This is a genomic window from Pseudidiomarina salinarum, from assembly GCF_000753715.1.
GTDB classification, from domain to species: domain Bacteria; phylum Pseudomonadota; class Gammaproteobacteria; order Enterobacterales; family Alteromonadaceae; genus Pseudidiomarina; species Pseudidiomarina salinarum.
This window is the reverse complement of sequence record NZ_JPER01000006.1, coordinates 84,633-102,793: the sequence shown is the minus strand read 5'-3', so window position 1 is coordinate 102,793 and position 18,161 is coordinate 84,633. Positions and strand designations below refer to the sequence as shown.

20 protein-coding genes are annotated in these 18,161 nt (G+C 52.5%); 1 reads left to right on the top strand and 19 read right to left on the bottom strand.

Annotated features, from left to right (window positions below; genetic code table 11):
- Positions 1–161: 161 nt before the first annotated feature.
- The 3 genes from csrA to IDSA_RS10575 all read right to left on the bottom strand — a co-directional run bounded on the left by csrA (position 162) and on the right by IDSA_RS10575 (position 3,756).
- Entirely contained in the window at positions 162–380 is a 219-nt protein-coding gene (gene csrA / locus IDSA_RS10585; protein WP_034776737.1) for a carbon storage regulator CsrA, read from the bottom strand.
- Between the two features lie 222 nt (positions 381–602).
- Positions 603–3,206 carry an alanine--tRNA ligase gene (gene alaS, locus IDSA_RS10580; RefSeq protein WP_034776735.1) on the bottom strand — a complete coding sequence of 868 codons (2,604 nt, stop codon included), beginning with the start codon at positions 3,204–3,206 and terminating at the stop codon, positions 603–605.
- 79 nt (positions 3,207–3,285) lie between these two features.
- Positions 3,286–3,756, bottom strand: a complete 471-nt coding sequence (locus tag IDSA_RS10575) for a regulatory protein RecX (RefSeq protein ID WP_034776733.1) — start codon at positions 3,754–3,756, stop codon at positions 3,286–3,288.
- Positions 3,757–3,869: 113 nt separating this feature from the next.
- Here IDSA_RS10575 and IDSA_RS10570 point away from each other — a divergent pair, with 113 nt between their 5' ends.
- Positions 3,870–4,556: an SIMPL domain-containing protein gene (locus IDSA_RS10570; protein ID WP_034776731.1), complete on the top strand. Its 687-nt coding sequence runs from the start codon at positions 3,870–3,872 to the stop codon at positions 4,554–4,556.
- Here IDSA_RS10570 and IDSA_RS10565 read toward each other — a convergent pair.
- The 16 genes from IDSA_RS10565 to rplB form a co-directional block, all read right to left on the bottom strand.
- Positions 4,553–5,605 carry an agmatine deiminase family protein gene (locus IDSA_RS10565; protein ID WP_034776729.1) on the bottom strand — a complete coding sequence of 351 codons (1,053 nt, stop codon included), beginning with the start codon at positions 5,603–5,605 and terminating at the stop codon, positions 4,553–4,555. The two genes, IDSA_RS10570 and IDSA_RS10565, sit on opposite strands and share 4 nt — an antisense overlap.
- The gene (gene rluB, locus IDSA_RS10560; protein ID WP_034776727.1) at positions 5,605–6,609 is read right to left on the bottom strand and encodes a 23S rRNA pseudouridine(2605) synthase RluB; all 1,005 of its coding nucleotides are present in this window, start codon (positions 6,607–6,609) and stop codon (positions 5,605–5,607) included. Before rluB ends, IDSA_RS10565 begins: the two co-directional genes overlap by 1 nt.
- 9 nt (positions 6,610–6,618) lie before the next feature.
- Entirely contained in the window at positions 6,619–7,200 is a 582-nt protein-coding gene (gene scpB, locus IDSA_RS10555) for an SMC-Scp complex subunit ScpB (protein ID WP_034776725.1), read from the bottom strand.
- Positions 7,181–8,017: a segregation and condensation protein A gene (locus tag IDSA_RS10550; RefSeq protein WP_034776723.1), complete on the bottom strand. Its 837-nt coding sequence runs from the start codon at positions 8,015–8,017 to the stop codon at positions 7,181–7,183. Before IDSA_RS10550 ends, scpB begins: the two co-directional genes overlap by 20 nt.
- Positions 8,018–8,023: 6 nt before the next feature.
- Positions 8,024–8,650: an L-threonylcarbamoyladenylate synthase gene (locus IDSA_RS10545; RefSeq protein WP_034776721.1), complete on the bottom strand. Its 627-nt coding sequence runs from the start codon at positions 8,648–8,650 to the stop codon at positions 8,024–8,026.
- A 29-nt stretch (positions 8,651–8,679) separates the two neighbouring features.
- Positions 8,680–9,504 (bottom strand): PHP domain-containing protein, encoded by an 825-nt coding sequence (locus tag IDSA_RS10540; RefSeq protein ID WP_034776719.1) that lies wholly within the window; start codon positions 9,502–9,504, stop codon positions 8,680–8,682.
- Between the two features lie 6 nt (positions 9,505–9,510).
- Positions 9,511–11,532 (bottom strand): NADPH-dependent 2,4-dienoyl-CoA reductase, encoded by a 2,022-nt coding sequence (locus tag IDSA_RS10535; protein WP_034776717.1) that lies wholly within the window; start codon positions 11,530–11,532, stop codon positions 9,511–9,513.
- A 74-nt stretch (positions 11,533–11,606) separates the two neighbouring features.
- Positions 11,607–13,001: a porin family protein gene (locus IDSA_RS10530; protein ID WP_051986235.1), complete on the bottom strand. Its 1,395-nt coding sequence runs from the start codon at positions 12,999–13,001 to the stop codon at positions 11,607–11,609.
- Between the two features lie 11 nt (positions 13,002–13,012).
- Positions 13,013–14,983, bottom strand: a complete 1,971-nt coding sequence (locus tag IDSA_RS10525) for a BCCT family transporter (RefSeq protein ID WP_034776715.1) — start codon at positions 14,981–14,983, stop codon at positions 13,013–13,015.
- A gap of 130 nt (positions 14,984–15,113) precedes the next feature.
- Entirely contained in the window at positions 15,114–15,377 is a 264-nt protein-coding gene (gene rpsQ / locus IDSA_RS10520) for a 30S ribosomal protein S17 (RefSeq protein ID WP_034776713.1), read from the bottom strand.
- Positions 15,377–15,568 carry a 50S ribosomal protein L29 gene (gene rpmC, locus IDSA_RS10515; RefSeq protein ID WP_034776711.1) on the bottom strand — a complete coding sequence of 64 codons (192 nt, stop codon included), beginning with the start codon at positions 15,566–15,568 and terminating at the stop codon, positions 15,377–15,379. Before rpmC ends, rpsQ begins: the two co-directional genes overlap by 1 nt.
- Positions 15,568–15,981, bottom strand: coding sequence for a 50S ribosomal protein L16 (rplP, locus tag IDSA_RS10510; RefSeq protein WP_034776709.1), 414 nt, complete (start codon positions 15,979–15,981; stop codon positions 15,568–15,570). Before rplP ends, rpmC begins: the two co-directional genes overlap by 1 nt.
- Positions 15,982–15,992: 11 nt before the next feature.
- On the bottom strand, positions 15,993–16,679 hold the full coding sequence (rpsC, locus tag IDSA_RS10505; RefSeq protein WP_034776707.1) for a 30S ribosomal protein S3: 687 nt from the start codon (positions 16,677–16,679) through the stop codon (positions 15,993–15,995).
- A 10-nt stretch (positions 16,680–16,689) separates the two neighbouring features.
- Positions 16,690–17,022 carry a 50S ribosomal protein L22 gene (rplV, locus tag IDSA_RS10500; RefSeq protein ID WP_034776705.1) on the bottom strand — a complete coding sequence of 111 codons (333 nt, stop codon included), beginning with the start codon at positions 17,020–17,022 and terminating at the stop codon, positions 16,690–16,692.
- 12 nt (positions 17,023–17,034) lie between these two features.
- The gene (gene rpsS / locus IDSA_RS10495; RefSeq protein WP_026860408.1) at positions 17,035–17,313 is read right to left on the bottom strand and encodes a 30S ribosomal protein S19; all 279 of its coding nucleotides are present in this window, start codon (positions 17,311–17,313) and stop codon (positions 17,035–17,037) included.
- Between the two features lie 16 nt (positions 17,314–17,329).
- Entirely contained in the window at positions 17,330–18,154 is an 825-nt protein-coding gene (rplB, locus tag IDSA_RS10490; protein WP_034776702.1) for a 50S ribosomal protein L2, read from the bottom strand.
- Positions 18,155–18,161: the final 7 nt, after the last annotated feature.

The window sequence follows — 18,161 nt, the reverse complement described above, 5'->3', positions numbered from 1 at the left end:
AATGATAGCGGCACCGCCAATAATGTCAAACGATTTTTTTGATTTCAACGTGCGTTTGTGGGATTTTTAAACATCTCGCTTAAAATTCCCACACAAAGGTCTATTTCTATAAGAAATCCGTGCAGCGGCCGATTCATTAAGATCAGCTTGTCGGGTGGGATTTATTTCTGATCAGAGCTATCTTCGTCATCCTGCGAGTCAGCGGAACCTTCCTGATGCTCGGCCTGAATACGCATATAGATTTCTTCCCGATGCACTGATACATCTTTAGGCGCGTTTACACCAATGCGTACCTGGTTGCCTTTGACACCCAGTACCGTCACTGTGACCTCATCGCCTATCATTAAGGTCTCACCCACTCTGCGGGTTAAGATCAACATTGTCCTGCTCCTTCCCTATTCTAGTTCAGCGCAGCCGCAACAGCCGCTATCACACGGCCTAACTACACAACCAGCTCTTGTTTTAATAGTTATCACTATTGTTATGGTAGTCTGTTCAGCCATTACACACAAGAGCGCAACGCACACCATAGCCAGATTATTCGAGTCCGCCTGGTCTGTCTACCACAGCTTCACTCTTAAATGGCCAAAACAGCCGATTTATCAGCTATCAAGCGAACTTTCAATATGCTTCTGAGCGGCCGCCAGCGCCTGTGGAATATGTTCTGGCATTGATCCGCCAGCCATAGCCATATCAGGCCGTCCACCGCCTTTACCACCGACTTCAGCCGCCGCCAGGTTAATCAGGTCGCCGGCCTTAATCTGATTCGTCAGATCTTTGGTCACACCGGCAATTAAGCTGACTTTTCCTTCGGCCGCAACCGCCAGCACCACCACCCCACTACCTAACTGGTTTTTGAGATCATCAACCATAGTGCGCAGTGCTTTAGATTCTACGTTTTCCAGTTGCGCGAGGATCACTTTATGTCCGCCAATCTTTTTTGCAGACTTCACCAGGTCACCGCCAGCCTGGGCTGCCAGCTTCTGGTTTAATTCAGTGATGGTACGCTCCAGTGCTTTGCTCCGGTCCAGCTGTTGCTGCAGGCGTTCAGCCAGATGCGTCGGATCGGCCTTCAGCAGGCCAGCAGCCTGGCGCAGCTGCTGTGTCTGCTGCTGCGTGAAGCGGATGGCGCCGCTACCGGTAACGGCATCAATACGACGTACACCCGAGGCGATACCGGCTTCGCTGACAATCCGGAATAAACCGATATCACCGGTTTGTTTCACATGGGTGCCGCCACAGAGTTCCATTGAGTAGTTGCCCATTTGCACCACCCGCACCTGATCATCATACTTCTCACCAAACAGCGCCATAGCGCCCGCTTGTTTGGCGGCTTCGATTGGCATCAGCTCGGTTGCCAGTTCGTGGTTGCTGGCAATTTCTTCGTTCACCTGGCGCTCCAGCATATCGAGCTGCCCGGCGCTGACCGCTTCATAATGCGAAAAGTCAAAACGCAGCCGCTCAGGGCTCACCAGTGAGCCTTTCTGGGTTACATGATCACCTAACAAATTACGCAGCGCCGCATGCAGCAAATGCGTAGCCGAGTGGTTACGTTTAATCGCTTCACGACGCCCGGCATCGACTTGCGCAGTAACCTGATCACCAACCCTGAGTGTCACATCACCCCGGCCATGATGAGCAATGGCTTTGCCGATGTACTGGGTATCTTCGACGGTAAATTGTCCAGCGCCGACAAGCAGTTTGCCGGTGTCACCGACCTGCCCACCACTTTCCGCGTAAAAAGGCGTACGCGACAACACCACAATACCTGGTTGCCCTGCCGCCAGTTCATTAACTGGCTCGCCTTCACTAAAGAGTTCTGCTACTTCACTCTGATCGCCAAGCAGCTGATAACCGGTAAATTCGCTGCGCTGGCTGGACTTAAGACGTTCGTTATAGTCAACCCCGAACTGGGACGCCTGCTGAGCGCGTTGCCGCTGTTGTTCCATGGCGGCGGCAAAGCCTGCTTCATCTACTGTCAGACCCTGCTCACGAGCAATATCAGCGGTTAAATCGACCGGGAAGCCATAGGTATCATAAAGCTTAAATACCAGGTCACCGGGCAGTACATTACCGCTCAGCCCTGCTAAAGCGTCCTGTAGGATCGCCAGACCACGATCCAGGGTTTTGCTGAACTGCTCTTCTTCGCGTAACAGCGCCTGTGCGATCACTTTTTCTTTTTCTTTGAGTTCCGGATACGCGGCGCCCATCTGTTTTACCAACTCAGGCACCAGCTTATAAAAGAATACATCGGTGGCACCCAGCAGGTTGCCGTGACGGACCGCACGGCGAATGATCCGCCGCAGTACATAACCGCGACCTTCATTCGAAGGTTGCACGCCGTCGGCAATCAGGAAGCTGCACGAGCGAATATGATCCGCTATTACCCGCAGCGATTTGTTTTCCCAGTCGTCGGTGCCGATGACTTTAGCCGCCGCTTCAATCAGCGCTTTAAATAAATCGATTTCATAATTGCTGTGCACTTTCTGCATAACCGCGGCGATCCGCTCAAGCCCCATGCCGGTATCAACGGAAGGCTTTGGTAACGGCCGCAGTTCACCGTCTGCCTGACGGTTATATTGCATAAATACCAGGTTCCAGATTTCTATGTAGCGATCGCCGTCTTCTTCAGGTGTGCCGGGTGGTCCGCCCCACACTTCCTCGCCGTGATCAAAGAATATCTCCGAACAGGGACCACAAGGGCCGGTATCACCCATTGCCCAGAAATTGTCTTTAGCGCCAATCCGGGAGATGCGACTCTCAGGCACACCGATCTCTTTAGCCCAGATATCGTAGGCCTCGTCATCTTCGGTGAAAACTGTTACCCAGAGCTTGTCTTTTGGCAGCTGCAATACTTCAGTCAGAAATTCCCAGGCATACTGAATAGCTTCGCGCTTGAAGTAATCGCCAAAGCTGAAATTACCCAGCATTTCAAAAAACGTATGGTGACGTGCGGTGTAACCGACATTTTCCAGATCGTTGTGCTTACCACCGGCGCGCAGACAGCGCTGCGAAGAAGTAGCACGATTGTAGTCACGTTGCTCGTCGCCCAGAAATACGTCTTTGAAGGGTACCATGCCCGCGTTAGTAAATAGCAGGGTCGGGTCGTTACCCGGAATCAGCGATCCCGACGCGACACGCTGATGGCCACGCTCGGCAAAGAACGCTAAAAATGCTTCACGGATATCGGCACTGGTCATATTCATGAACAACTTCCTACAAGAAAACGGTTAAACGAACGGCAAATTAATAGCGCGAAAGCGTACCATGAAAGCACCTTGCCGACTAGTCTGCAACAGCGTCAGATTGACGTTCCAGCGCCTGTTTTATATCAGGATAAGTAAAGCCACGTTGCAGCAGATGGCGAATGCGCCGATCGCGATCTTTAGGGGTTGCGGGTGGCTCAGAACCAAACTTTTTGCAGAGCCGCTCAAAGCATAGTTCAGCCCAATCCGGCTCTTCAGCGGCCAGTGCCTGTTCCAGCAGTTCGGAGCTGATACCTTTCGCGTTAGCGCTGGCTTTAATTTTATTAATACCATCGCCCCGTTGCAGGCAATGCCGGGTCCATAATTCAGCATAGCGTTCGTCACTCTGCCAGCCGCGCGCAATGGCTTCGTTTATGACCACCCGGATGATACTGGCAGCGAAACCGCGCTGGCTGAGCTTTTGCTCAAGCTCACGCACGCTATGCTCACGGCGCCCCAACAGTCGCAGCATAACTTCGTTCGCCTGTACCTGTTCATCATTGTCACTCATGGCTGCTCCTGACTTCTTTTCGGTAACGGCTGAATTAAAGGCGTATTCTATACTCTAAGAGAAATACCCTGCGATAAGCAAAACATTAACAACAAAAAACTAAGGATATTCCTATGCGTATGCTCTCTGGATTTATCATAACAGCAGCTTTGATCGCAGTAGCTGGCTGTAGCCCTGTCAGTACTCCTGAACGTACTATTACGGTGAGCGGCAGCAGTGAGGTCAGTGCTGTGCCTGATGTCATGAAACTCAATTTCTGGGTGACTGAGCGCGGTGCCACCGTAGCTGAACTAAAAACCCAGGTCGACATCACCACCGCGCGGGTGCTGGATTATCTGGCTGAGCAAGGCATCGAAGCCGAAGATATTAGCTCCTACGATTTGCAGGTACATCCTTATTATCACTACGACGACGATGGTGAACGCCACCTGACTGAATATAGTGTGCAGCGGCAAATTAAGCTGACGTTACATACTCCTCAACACTACGACGGCATCGTTAATTTCGCGCTGCAGCAAGGTATCACTAACGTAGGCTCGCCCACTTACGAAATCAGTAATGCCCGTGAGCTCTATCAACAGGCGCTCAACGGTGCCCTCGCCGATGCCCGCGCCAAGGCCGCTGCTATGGCCGCAGAAGGTGATCTGTCGCTAACCGGGGTTCAGCACATTCGCGAGCAATCCGGCGCGCCAGCCATGAGTCTTGAAATGGCCAGTTCGCGGATGCAAAGCGACAAGGTGTCATTACCGGGGCAACAGGATGTGCGGGCTCAGGTCGAAGTGGTCTTCGTCATCAATTAAGCTGACGCTGGCAGCAGCGGTGATTGCGGCAAGTTCAGAGTCATACAGTGCGGCCCGCCGCCGGCCATTATGAACTCACTGGCGGCAACGCCGCTAACCTGCAATTGCGGAAAAGCCTGGCGCATCGTCGCCAGCGCTTCGCTGTCGGTATCGAGACCAAACTGGGGCACAAGAATCGCCCGGGGCAGACGAATAAAATTGACGTAGCTGGGTAAGATGGCCTGGTCACCGCGCCGCCGCACACCGGCCTGTCGTCTTACCGTAATAAAGCGTTCAGCCGGCAGCCACAGCGGTTCGGGCTGGGGCAGTTCAATAATACGGTAGCACTGACCACGGCTATTACGTAGTTGCCGTACCGCGTCAGTTTCCTTCAGGTAGGCATCATAGAAAGCCGATTCTTTCGGCGGGCAGGCACAGACCAGGCTGTCTTCGTCTGCGAACAGCATCTGATTATCAACATGACCACCAGTTTCATCATCAGGGTGAGCCCAGTTGAGCCAGTGGATCTGCTGAACCCCAAGTAATTGCTTTAACTTATGCTCAATCTGAGTTTTCCGGAGCCCCGGATTATTCCGCATCACGCTCCGGCTATGGACAATAAGCGTACCCTGCCCGTCATGGCTGACTGCGCCGCCTTCCAGTACCAGCTTATCAGCCTGATAGCCGATACCCAGCTGACGTGCCAGCCCGCGGGCAAACTGCCGATCATGCTGATGATCCTGATACAGGCCGCCCCAGGCGTTAAAACCGAAGCCCTGTGCAACCGGGCTCTGCTGAAAAGCGGGCTGGCACCAGAGTGGCCCGATATCCCGCGGCCAGGCATCGTTGTAGCTTATCGGAAATAAAGGCACAGCGGCTGGCACCGACGCCCTGGCACGGGTAAGTTCGCGCGGGGTCACACCAAGTACCACAGGATGGAATGGCTGAACAGTCAGTAAGAGTTCGAGCAACTGCCGTTGGGCGGGAACACCCTGCTCACGCCACACATCGGCGCGAGCAGGCCAGAGCGCCAGCAAGGGGCCCTTCAGTTGCCAGTCAGCAAGTAGCATTAGCTGCGTGGTTTGCGGCTACCACGACCTGTTCCGGCCCGTGAGCCGGGTTTATTGGTCGGCTTACGACCTGACTTACCGGCCGGCTTCCCGGTCGGTTTGCCAGCTGGTTTGCGACTCACTGCGGCAGGCTTTTTCGGCGCCGCAGCGGCTTCAGCACGACCAGCCGGGGTCGGTTGCAGCCGTTGGGCCTGATTGCGGCGGGCCCGCGAATAACGCTTCTGCCGCGATTCAGCACGCAGCGGATCAATAAAGCTGCGTTCTTCCGGTGGCAAGCCCACCAGCTCGCGCAGATAATTAACCTTATCAAGCGGCAGCTCACCCCAGCCACTTTGCGGCAGGCCCTGCTCCAGCGGAATCGAGCCATAACGGACGCGCATCAGGCGACTGACCTGCACCCCCTGCGACTCCCATAACCGCCGGACTTCGCGGTTGCGGCCTTCAGTAAGAACAACATGGAACCACTGATTAATGCCTTCCCCGCCACCGCGTTTGATTTCCTTAAAAGCGGCCGGACCGTCTTCCAGCTGCACGCCTTTTTTCAGCTTACGCAGCATCTCATCAGTGACATCGCCAAATACACGCACTGCGTATTCCCGCTCAATCTGGTGACCAGGATGCATCAGTCGGTTGGCCAGTTCACCATCGGTAGTAAACAGCAGCAGCCCGGAGGTATTCACGTCAAGCCGGCCGACCGCAACCCAGCGCGCGCCCTGCATCCGCGGTAGCCGATCATAAACAGTCGGACGCCCTTCGGGATCACGGCGGGTACATAGCTCACCTTCAGGCTTGTGGTACATCAGCACCCGGCAAACAACATCTTCAACTGGTTTAATGGATACTTCGTGGCCATCAATACGAACCTTGGCATCGGCCTCGATACGCTCACCTAAGGTCGCGACCTGACCATCAACGCTTACCCGGCCGGCGGCAATTTTTGCCTCCAGTTCACGGCGTGAACCATGTCCCGAACGGGCCAATATTTTCTGTAATTTTTCACTCATGGGGCATTTTTACTCTGTAGCTGTCGCTGTCTCAGCGGTTGTTTGAGTGGTTTGCCCTGTATCCTTCGCCTTTTCAGCAGGCGCCGGAATAGCAGGTAACTCGGATAAATCCTGTAAACTAAAATAGTCCAGGAACTCGGCTGTGGTGGCATACAACTGCGGTCGGCCCGGTACTTCACGGTGGCCAACCACTTTCACCCAATTACGCTCCAGCAAGGTTTTCATCATCTGCGAACTCACACTGACGCCACGGATTTCTTCAATATCACCGCGGGTGATAGGTTGCCGGTAGGCGATCAGGGCGAGTGTCTCTAATAATGCTTGTGAATAACGGGGCGGTTTTTCCTGCCACAGCCTGCTTATTATACCACCCAATTCAGGCCGCGTCTGAAATCTGTAACCACTGGCCACTTGCTGCAATTGCACGCCGCGTTCCTGATAATCAGCGGCGATTTCATCAAGAATAGCACTGAGCTGTTTGCGGCTGACTTTCTGGTCTTGCAGGTGCTCAAGTAACTGCGTCTCACTGAGCGGCTGCTCAGCGACAAACAAGATCGCCTCGACAATTTGCTTAAGCTGTTGGTTCTGCATAAACAGGATCCCGGTTCGTAACATGGATTTCACTGAAGGCATCCACCTGTACAATATCTATAAGTGCTTCTTTCACCAGTTCAAGGACTGCCAGAAAACTTACCACGACGCCCTGCTTGCCTTCACTGACATCAAACAGCTCGGCGAACCGCAGTCGCTGGCGTTGCTGCAACATATCCATAATCCGGCTCATGCGGGCGCGGGTAGATAGCTTCTCGCGATGAACCTGGTGGTGATGCTGCAGTTCCGCCTGCGCCAGAGCCTGGCTAAAAGCCAGCGCGAGTTCAGCGAGGGTAATATCCGGTAGCGTCTGCTCCACATATTGGCGGGCGTCGGTAGCACTATGGGCAACAAAATTGTCGCGGCCGGTCTGCGGCAGTTCATCAAGATATTGCGCACCCTCACGGATGGCTTCATATTCCTGCAAGCGGCGGACCAGCTCAGCCCGGGGATCCAGCTCTTCGTCCTGTTCAGCTGGCGGCCGCGGCAGCAGCATCCGGCTTTTAATCTCTGCCAGCATGGCGGCCATCACCAGGTAGTCAGCTGCCAGCTCCAGCTTAAGATTTTTCATCATGTCCACATATTCCATATATTGCCGGGTGATAGGCAATATCGGCAAGTCGATGATGTCCAGCTTTTGCCGGCGGATAAGGTACAGCAACAGATCCATAGGCCCCGAGAAGCTATCGAGAATAAGCTCGAGCGCATCAGGCGGAATATAGAGATCTTCCGGCTTATCCAGTAAGGGTTCGCCGCGCACAAAGCCCAGTGGCAGCGACTGCTGCTGTGGATTGGGACCGGACACCGGTGCGCTCATCGCTGATCAGCCGCTGGTAAAAGGTGATACATCGCCGGAACCTTCACGGGTAATCCGCACTTCGTCATCGGCCATATCAACCACAGTTGTCGGAGCTTCCCCGCGGTGGCCGCCATCAATGATGACGTCGACCTGACGCTCGAGCTGATCGCGAATGTCATCGGGATCGGATTCGGCAAAATCATTACCACTTAAAACCAGACTGGTCGACATTAACGGCTCACCGAGAGAAGCCAGCAGGGCCATGGTAATAGGGTCATCCGAAACGCGGATGCCGATGGTTTTGCGTTTATCGTTCAGCAGCCGTTTGGGCACTTCTTTTGTGCCTTTAAGAATGAAGGTGTACCGGCCCGGGGTATTATTTTTCAGCAGCCGGAATGCCTGGTTATCTACCCGTGCATACACCGACAGTTCGGACAGATCGCGACACATCAGGGTGAAATGGTGTTCTTTGTCAATTTCCCGGATCCGGCAAATACGCTCCATCGCACTTTTGTCGCCGATACGGCAACCAATGGCATAGCCCGAGTCGGTCGGATACACAACTACGCCGCCACTGAGAATGATCTGCGTGGCCTGCTGTACCAGTCGGGTTTGCGGATTTTCGGGGTGGATTTTGAAATACTGACTCATAGTCTTTGTTCTACCCTTTCCTTAATGGCTTACCAATCGCTCCATATTGGCACACAGGCGGCAGGCAGACAAAGGTTTTTGCCCAATTCACGCCATGGCTTAGGGGCATGGAAATCAGAGCCCACAGAAGCTTTTAAGCCAATCTCACAGGCAAAGGTCGCCAGCGCTTCCCGTTGCCCCGGCGGTTGCTGGCCAATCGCTACCTCGACACCGTCAAGACCAAGGGATTTACCGGCCTGCAGTAACCTGCGCAGCCATTTGTTGCTGAGCTGATAGGCATGCGGGTGAGCCAGTACGGCCACACCTCCTGCCTGCTGCAATACGCTGGCAGCAGTTTCCAGCTCACACCACTCAGCGGCGATATAAGCTTGCTGGCCTTTACCTAAGTAACGGCGAAAAGCCGTTTCAAAGGACGAAACCCAGCCCTGCTCCACCAGCGCATCGGCGAGATGCTTGCGGGTTGGCATGGTGAGTTCCTGCGCCAGTGGTGGCTGTACTTCAATGCCCGCCCGTTGCAGCTTAGCGACCATAGCAGCATAACGGTCGCGCCGCCGCTGCTGTTGCTCAGCCAGCAGATCAATAATAGCCGGATGACTGGTGTCCATGTTCAGACCCACGACATGAATCTCGTGCTGCTGCCAGCGACAGGTCAGCTCCACGCCATTAATTAACCGCAACGGTAACTTATGTTCTGTGATGGCATGGCGCGCCTCGGGTAACCCGGCAATAGTGTCATGATCCGTGATAGCCAGATGGGTCACACCTTTTTCTGCAGCGCGCAGCACCAAGTCGGTTGGGCTGAGCGCGCCGTCAGAAAAATTACTGTGACAATGCAGATCGTAAACTTCAGACACCGTTAATTAAATCCTCGTTCCTAGTTCAACACCCTGGCGAATGGCGCGTTTTGCATCCAGTTCAGCGGCAACATCCGCCCCACCGATCAGATGAACAGTAACCCCTGCTTGTTTGAGCTCTTCGACCAGTTCCCGCTGGGGTAGCTGGCCAGCACAGGTCACTATAGTATCCACTTCCAGCAGCAATTCTTTATCATCGACGAGCACTTCAAGCCCCTCATCTGTAATGCGTTGATAGGTCACTGCCGGGATCATGTTGACGCCTTTCTTCTTCAATGTAGCGCGATGCACCCAGCCCGAGGTTTTACCCAGGCCGGCACCGATTTTACTGGCTTTACGCTGTAATAAATAAACTTCACGAGCCGAATGCTCAGGAACTTGCGGCTTCAGCGCACCCCTATGCTCATAGTCTTTATCTACACCCCATATTTCATGCCAGTCTTCAGGTACTAATGTCGGCGACATTTCAGTGGTCAGGTATTCGGCCACGTCAAAGCCAATACCGCCGGCGCCAATGAGGGCGACTTTTTTACCGACTTTTTTGTGATCCCGCAGCACATCAATGTAGCCAAGTACTTTGTCTGACTCAATGCCCGGCAACTTAACCTGGCGCGGCAATACGCCAGTTGCCAGCACTACTTCATCAAAGCCCGCCTGCTGCAAACTGGCGGCGCTCTGCCGGCTGTTCAGATGCAAGTGAACCCCGGTATCCTGCAAACGTTTATCAAAATAGCGAATGGTTTCGTAAAACTCTTCCTTGCCGGGTATCTGCTTGGCGTAATTGAACTGCCCACCGATTTCACTGCTACCCTCAAACAGATGGACCTCATGCCCACGTTCGGCAGCGATACAGGAAAATGCCAGCCCCGCCGGACCAGCGCCGACCACCGCCAGCTTGCGCGACTCAGCCACAGGGCTGACGACCAGTTCAGTTTCGTAACAAGCGCGCGGATTAACCAGACAACTCGCCCGTTTATTTTCGAAGACGTGATCCAGACAGGCCTGGTTACAGGCGATGCAGGTATTAATACGATCAGCCTGGTCGTTTGCCGACTTGTTGACGAAATCCGGATCTGCCAGCAGTGGACGAGCCATAGAGACCATATCGGCTTCGCCGCCAGCGAGAATTTTCTCAGCGACTTCCGGGGTATTAATGCGGTTCACCGCAACGATGGGAATCGACAGCTCTTTGCGAACCCGCGCTGTGATCCAGCTAAACGCCGCTCGTGGCACTGAGGTAACTATGGTGGGTACCCGCGCTTCATGCCAGCCAATGCCGCTGTTAATAATAGTAACGCCAGCGGCCTCAGCGGCCTTACCTAAGGCAATAACCTCGTCGTACTGATTGCCTTCCGGAACCAGATCCAGCATCGACAATCGGTAAATAAGGATAAATTCGTCGCCAACCTCGGCGCGAATAGCTTTGATAATTTCCAGCGGTAGCCGAGCACGGTTTTCAAAAGAACCACCCCACCGATCGGTGCGCTTATTGGTGCGTGGACAAACGAACTGATTAATCAGATAGCCTTCGGATCCCATCACCTCAACACCATCATAGCCAGCTTTTTTGGCCAGGCGGGCGGCGCGGGCAAAATGCTTGATGGTTTTTTTAATCTGCCGTTCACTCATCTCACTCGGAGTAAATGGCGTGATGGGTGATTTTATTTTGCTTGGTGCGAGGGAGAACGGATGATAGCCGTAACGACCGGCATGCAGAATCTGCAAACAAATTTTACTATCATGCCGGTGCACGGCTTCGGTTACCTGCCGGTGCTTGTTCACATGCCAGAACTTGCTTAGTTCACTGCCAAAAGGGCTCAGGCGACCCCGAAAGTTCGGGCTGATGCCACCGGTAACAATAAGCCCCACTCCGCCTTTGGCACGCTCCTCATAAAAAGCAGCCAGCTTTTCAAAGCCGTGCCGCTCTTCTTCAAGGCCGGTATGCATGGATCCCATCAGTACCCGGTTTTTAAGCCGCGTAAAACCAAGATCCAAAGGTTCAAGTAAGTGTGGATAAGGGCTTGTCACAGTGACCTCAACTTAAACAGGTGTTTGAATGAGGTCACTGTACTTGTTTCAGTCACAACCGACAAGTAGCCCGATCAGAAGTAATAGCCAATATTAATATTGAACCGGGTATTGGTTTCTTCCGACTCACCAACCATAGACCCGCCAATGAACGGCTGATTGCGCGCGGTGACCAGATCAAAATAGGTATACAGACCACCGGCGGTAACCGCCATGCCCAAGACATTCATCATGGTGTCTTCATCGTAACCGCGCTTATCGGTCATCAGGCTGAAGTCATTGTAGAATGTCAGGTTACTGACCGGCCCAATTTGTACCGGCATGCTGTAGGCCACATTAGCGGTATACATAGTGGCTTCTGAAGGGATGGTATCGTAGTAGGCATAGGCGCCCACGACGATTCCGTCATTGGCCATATCCATATCATAATCATACTGCGCCACCTGGCCCATAAAGGTCCAGCGGTCGATATTGTAGACGCCATGGGCGGCCCATGCCGTGCGGTCACCAACGTCATCCTGGCCATCGTGCATACTGCCCCACTGGCCTGACAAGCCAAGCTCCGCACTCTGTTCTTCGCCCAGATTAAACTTGCGGGCGCCACGTAACGCCCAGCTATTGGACTCCGCAACAGCCAGTGATGGTTCAGCGTAAATACCTTCGCCGTCTAAGCGGACGCCCAGCGGGTCATAGGCATAACGGTCAGTACGGTTACGCACCGCGCCGTCTACACCACCCTGCTCATCGTTTTTGAAGAAGGCGATATCAAGATCCCAGTCGTCGGTGCGATATAACATCTTAAGGCCGGTATCATGATCGTCTTCTAAGCCGATATAGAAATTCGAACTGAAAAAATAGTTGTTTGAGTTGTACGGCATAGTACCGAATGGCACTGTGGTAATCCCTACCTGGCCCTGCCACTGTTCGTTAAAGTTATAACCAACCCAGGCATGCTGAACGGCTTCCATATACTCGAACCAGCGGTATTGCGCAGATAAAATCACGTCACCGATTGAGCCTGAATAATCCAGCCGTAACAGGTCGAAATCAAAATCACCGCCACGATCTTTATTGCCTTCATTATAATCTTGCCAGACGTACTGGGTACGAACCGCCCCGCCGATATTGATCGGAGCGTTTTCTGCGGTCTCAAGATCCTGTTCGAGCTTATCCACCCGCGCTGCCAATGCAGCGCTGTTGATTTCCCGCCGCGATAGGGTAGTGACCTCCGCCGGAGGCCCATCACCACTATCTTGTACTACTATTTGCTGATCTGCCTGCGCCTGATCGCGCTCTTCGGCGGCCAGTGCCCGGGCTTCGAGTTCCGCCACCCGTTGTTGCAATGCCTCAACCTGCTCCAGCAACGCATGCACCTCTGCTGCGGAAACTGGCTTATCAGACGATTCCTGTGCCATGGCGGGCACAGTTAAACTGGCTGCCACGCAAAGAGCTAAAGTATGAATCTTCATGTCACCTCCGATTACCGCAGAATATGCAGAAAATGCATGTGCTTATGATAGTGGTCGATGATGTCGCCGATAACAGCTTCGCGTGACCAGCCCAGAATATCGTAGTCCTGTCCGCCTTCGCGTAAGTGCACCTCAGCGCGATAATATTTCTCTTCCTCAGCAACATTCTCGACATGGCTTTCGCCTTCAACAAATGCCGGGCGAATATGCCCTGCCAGTTGTACGCTGTAGACGAAGTCAATTTCATCGCCATGAATAACGCGATAGATAACCTGGCCTTCGGTCTCCGTGATAACTTCCACGGTCAGGCCTTTCTCACGCATCTCTGCGGCGACTTCCTTATAAGCAGGTAACACCACTTTATCGAGGAACCGCTGGCCTACCTCACGGGTCGGGAAGTCGACAATATTATTTAAGCGATCCCGCCAGTTTTTGGAACTGCTGCCGGTAGTCAGCAAGGCACTGTTTTGCAGCGTGTCGCGTTTGTGTACATCAATGCGCAACGCCTTAATCAGCCCGTAAGTGGCAACTAGCAGCACAATAGTGAACGGCAATGCAGCAGCGATCGTCATGGTCTGCAGTGCGCCTAAGCCGCCGGCTAAAAGCAGTACGATAGCGACTACGCCCTCACCACCGGCCCAGAATATACGTTGCCAGACTGGCGTGTCATCGCGACCATTCGAACACAGCATGTCGACTACCATGGAACCGGAGTCCGATGAGGTAACAAAAAACACCACCACCATCAGGGTAGCAATCATCGACAGCACCGAACTAAACGGGAAGGCCTCGAGGAAGGCAAACAGCGCCACGGATACATCACTTTGGACCAGCTCAGCAAGGCGGTCAGCGCCCTGATTCATGATGAGATCGATGGCGGTATTACCAAAGAAAGTCATCCACATCATGGTAAAGCCAGCCGGAATAAGTAATACACCGGCGACGAATTCGCCGATAGTACGGCCACGTGATACCCGGGCAATAAATAGCCCGACAAAAGGTGCCCAGCTTAACCACCAGCCCCAGTAGAATACCGTCCAACCGCCAATCCAGTCGGTTTTTTCGTAGGCAAACAGATTGAAGGTATTACCGACAATACTCGAAATATAGGACCCCGTATTCTGCACGAAGGCTTGCAGCAGAAACACCGTTGGCCCCAGTAACAGCACAAAGAGCAATAGCAATACCGCCAGGCCCATATTGAGCTCGGATAAACGGCGGATGCCTTTATCCAGACCAGTCGTGACTGAGATGATAGCCAACAGGGTTACCCCGACAATTAGCATCACCTGAACCGTCGTGGTAATGGGTACGTCGAACAGATAGTTAATACCTGCATTAATTTGGGTGACACCGTACCCGAGGGAGGTCGCCACGCCAAATACAGTACCTATGACCGCAAAAATATCGACCGCATGGCCAATCGGGCCATAAATCCGGTTACCGATAATAGGGAATAACGCGGAGCGCATGGTCAGCGGCAACCCGTGACGATAGGCAAAAAAGGCCAGGATTAAAGCAACAATGGCATAGATAGCCCAGGCATGCAGACCCCAGTGGAAGAACGTCAGGTTCATTGCCGCCCGGGCGGCTTCGACGGTGCCGGTTTCGGCTACTGGTGGATCCAGGTAATGCATTACGGGTTCGGCCACACCGAAAAACATCAGGCCAATACCCATACCCGCCGAAAACAGCATCGAAAACCAGGTCAGCTTTGAATAATCGGGGACCGAATGGTCAGGCCCAAGTTTGATGCTACCGAATCGTGAAAAGCCCAGATAAACCACGACCAGCAAAATCAGCGCCACGGCCAGCACGTAGAACCAGCTGGCATTGGTAATAATTGCGCCTTGTAAGGTCTGGAACCAGCTATCAGCGACTTCGGGCAAGATAGCGGCAAAAAGCAGGATAACAACAATTAACCCTGCTGCCGGGTAGAATACTGCGGGATTCAGTCGAGCTTGATCTTGTTTTTGCTCCATGCTGTCCTCTTTTTTATTAATATTTCAACGAAGTATAGAAAATATTCAGAATTTCGCTAATTTACGGACAAAAAAAATCGCAAAAAAAAACGGCTCCCGTAATGGGAGCCGTTTGTCTGTCAGTCAGTAATTAAATGACTTCTGCGCGCTCTACAATTTCAACCAGAGCCCAAGACTTGGTCTTAGACAGTGGACGCGTTTCGCGAATAATCACGGTATCGCCCATCTTGCACTGATTTTCTTCGTCATGTGCGTGCAGTTTTGTGGTACGGGTAATGTACTTACCGTACACAGGGTGTTTAACCCGACGCTCAACCGCAACAGTGATAGATTTATCCATCTTGTCACTGGTCACACGACCTTGCAGAGTACGTATACGCTTCTCTTGACTCATTACGCACCCGCCTTGTCATTCAGAATTGTTTTCACACGTGCGATATTACGACGCACTTGCTTCAACATGTGAGTTTGATTCAGCTGACCAGTTGCCGCTTGCATGCGATAGTTAAACTGCTCACGACGCAAACCCAACAACTCTTCTTGCAGCTGCTCAACGGTTTTATCTTTCAGTTCGTTCGCTTTCATTACATCACCGTCCGGGATACAAAGATGGTTTTGAATGGCAGCTTACGTGCAGCAAGAGTGAAGGCTTCACGTGCCAGCTCTTCTGATACACCGTCGATTTCATACAGGACACGACCTGGCTGAATCTGAGCTACCCAGTATTCCACGTTACCTTTACCTTTACCCATCCGCACTTCAAGAGGCTTCTGTGTAATAGGCTTGTCAGGGAATACGCGGATCCAAATTTTACCCTGACGTTTTACGTGACGCGTCATAGCACGACGAGCCGCTTCGATTTGACGTGCAGTCATACGACCACGGTCAATTGCTTTCAGACCGAAAGTACCGAAGCTGACTTTGTTACCTGCTTGCGCGAGGCCACGATTACGGCCTTTATGTACCTTACGGAATTTTGTACGCTTTGGTTGTAACATTTAGTCTCTCCTTACTTACGGCCTTTAGGGCGTTTTGCTGGAGCCGCTGGTTTTTCTTCGACAGGCATGCCACCGAGAACTTCACCACGGAAAACCCAGACCTTAACACCGATGATACCGTACGTAGTGCCTGCTTCTGCTGTTGCATAGTCGATATCCGCACGCAAAGTGTGCAGAGGAACGCGTCCTTCACGATACCATTCGGTACGTGCGATTTCGGCGCCGCCTAAACGACCGCTGACTTCTACTTTGATACCCTGGGCGCCAAGGCGCATGGCGTTCTGTACCGCACGCTTCATAGCGCGACGGAACATAACACGACGCTCCAGCTGACCCGCGATATTTTCAGCAACCAGTTGTGCGTCCAGTTCTGGCTTACGCACTTCTGAGATGTTGATCTGAGCTGGCACGCCAGTCAGTTTTGAAATTGCCTGACGCAGTTTCTCAACATCTTCACCTTTCTTACCAATCACCACGCCTGGGCGTGCAGTGTGAATGGTAACCCGGATGCTTTTCGCTGGACGCTCGATGACGATTCGGGAAACTGATGCATTGCTCAGTTCCTTCTTCAGCATCTTGCGAACCAGGTGATCGCTGTGCAGGTTATCGGCAAAATCTTTTGTATTCGCGAACCAGGTTGCATTCCATGGTTTGGTGATACCTAGGCGAATACCATTAGGATGTACTTTCTGACCCATAACTTATCTCCTAGCTATCTGATACAACCACAGTAATGTGGCTGGTACGCTTCAAGATACGATCAGCACGACCTTTAGCACGAGGCTTAATACGCTTCATGGTTGGACCTTCGTCTATCATGATTTTAGCGATTTTAAGCTCGTCAATGTCGGCACCTTCGTTGTGTTCAGCATTCGCGATAGCTGATTCCAGCACCTTTTTCAGCAGACCAGCTGCGTCTTTCGGGCTGTAGTTCAGAATATCCAGAGCTTTCGCTACTGGTAAACCGCGAATCTGGTCAGCAACCAACCGGCCTTTTTGCGGAGACAGGCGGGCAAACTTGTGAATAGCAATAGCTTCCATCTTTTGTCTCCCTTACCGTTTCTTCGCTTTCTTATCAGCGGCGTGGCCACGATAAGTGCGGGTTGGTGCAAATTCGCCTAACTTGTGACCAATCATTTCGTCAGAAACGAAAACTGGCACGTGTTGGCGACCGTTATGAACAGCGATAGTTAAGCCGATCATATCAGGGATAATCATTGAACGACGGGACCAGGTTTTAATTGGCTTTTTGTCCCCGGCTTCCAACGCTTTCTCCACCTTATTCAATAGGTGAAGGTCGATAAATGGACCTTTTTTAAGAGAACGTGGCATGTTTAATCCTCAACTCTTATTTGTTGCGACGACGTACGATGAATTTATCAGTACGCTTGTTCTTACGGGTCTTGTAACCCTTAGTCGGTGTACCCCAAGGAGTAACCGGATGACGACCACCTGAAGTACGACCTTCACCACCACCGTGTGGGTGATCAACTGGGTTCATGGCCACACCGCGGACGGTAGGACGAACACCACGCCAGCGCACTGCACCAGCTTTACCCAGTTGACGCAGCATATGTTCTGCGTTGCCTACTTCACCGATGGTTGCACGGCCTTCGGATTGAACCCGACGCACTTCACCAGAACGCAGACGTAAAGTAACGTACGCGCCATCGCGTGCCAGAATCTGAGCATAAGCACCGGCTGAACGAGCCAGCTGAGCGCCTTTACCAGGTTTCATTTCAATCGCGTGAACAGTTGCACCCACTGGGATATTACGCAGTGGTAAGCAGTTACCTGCTTTAATTGGTGCTTCTGAACCTGACTGGATCTTATCACCGGCTTTCATGCCTTTAGGGGCAAGAATGTAACGACGCTCGCCGTCTGCGTACAGAACCAGAGCGATGTTAGCTGAACGGTTTGGATCATATTCCAGACGCTCAACTTTTGCCGGGATGTTGTCTTTGTCACGTTTAAAGTCAACCATCCGGTAGTGATGCTTATGACCACCGCCGATATGGCGCACTGTAATGCGACCGTTATTGTTACGACCACCGTTCTTGCTGTTTTTATCCAGCAACGGGGCATAAGGCTTGCCTTTGTATAGGTCTTCGTTAACCACTTTAACTAGGTGGCGACGACCTGGAGACGTAGGCTTACACTTAACTAATGCCATGTGAATT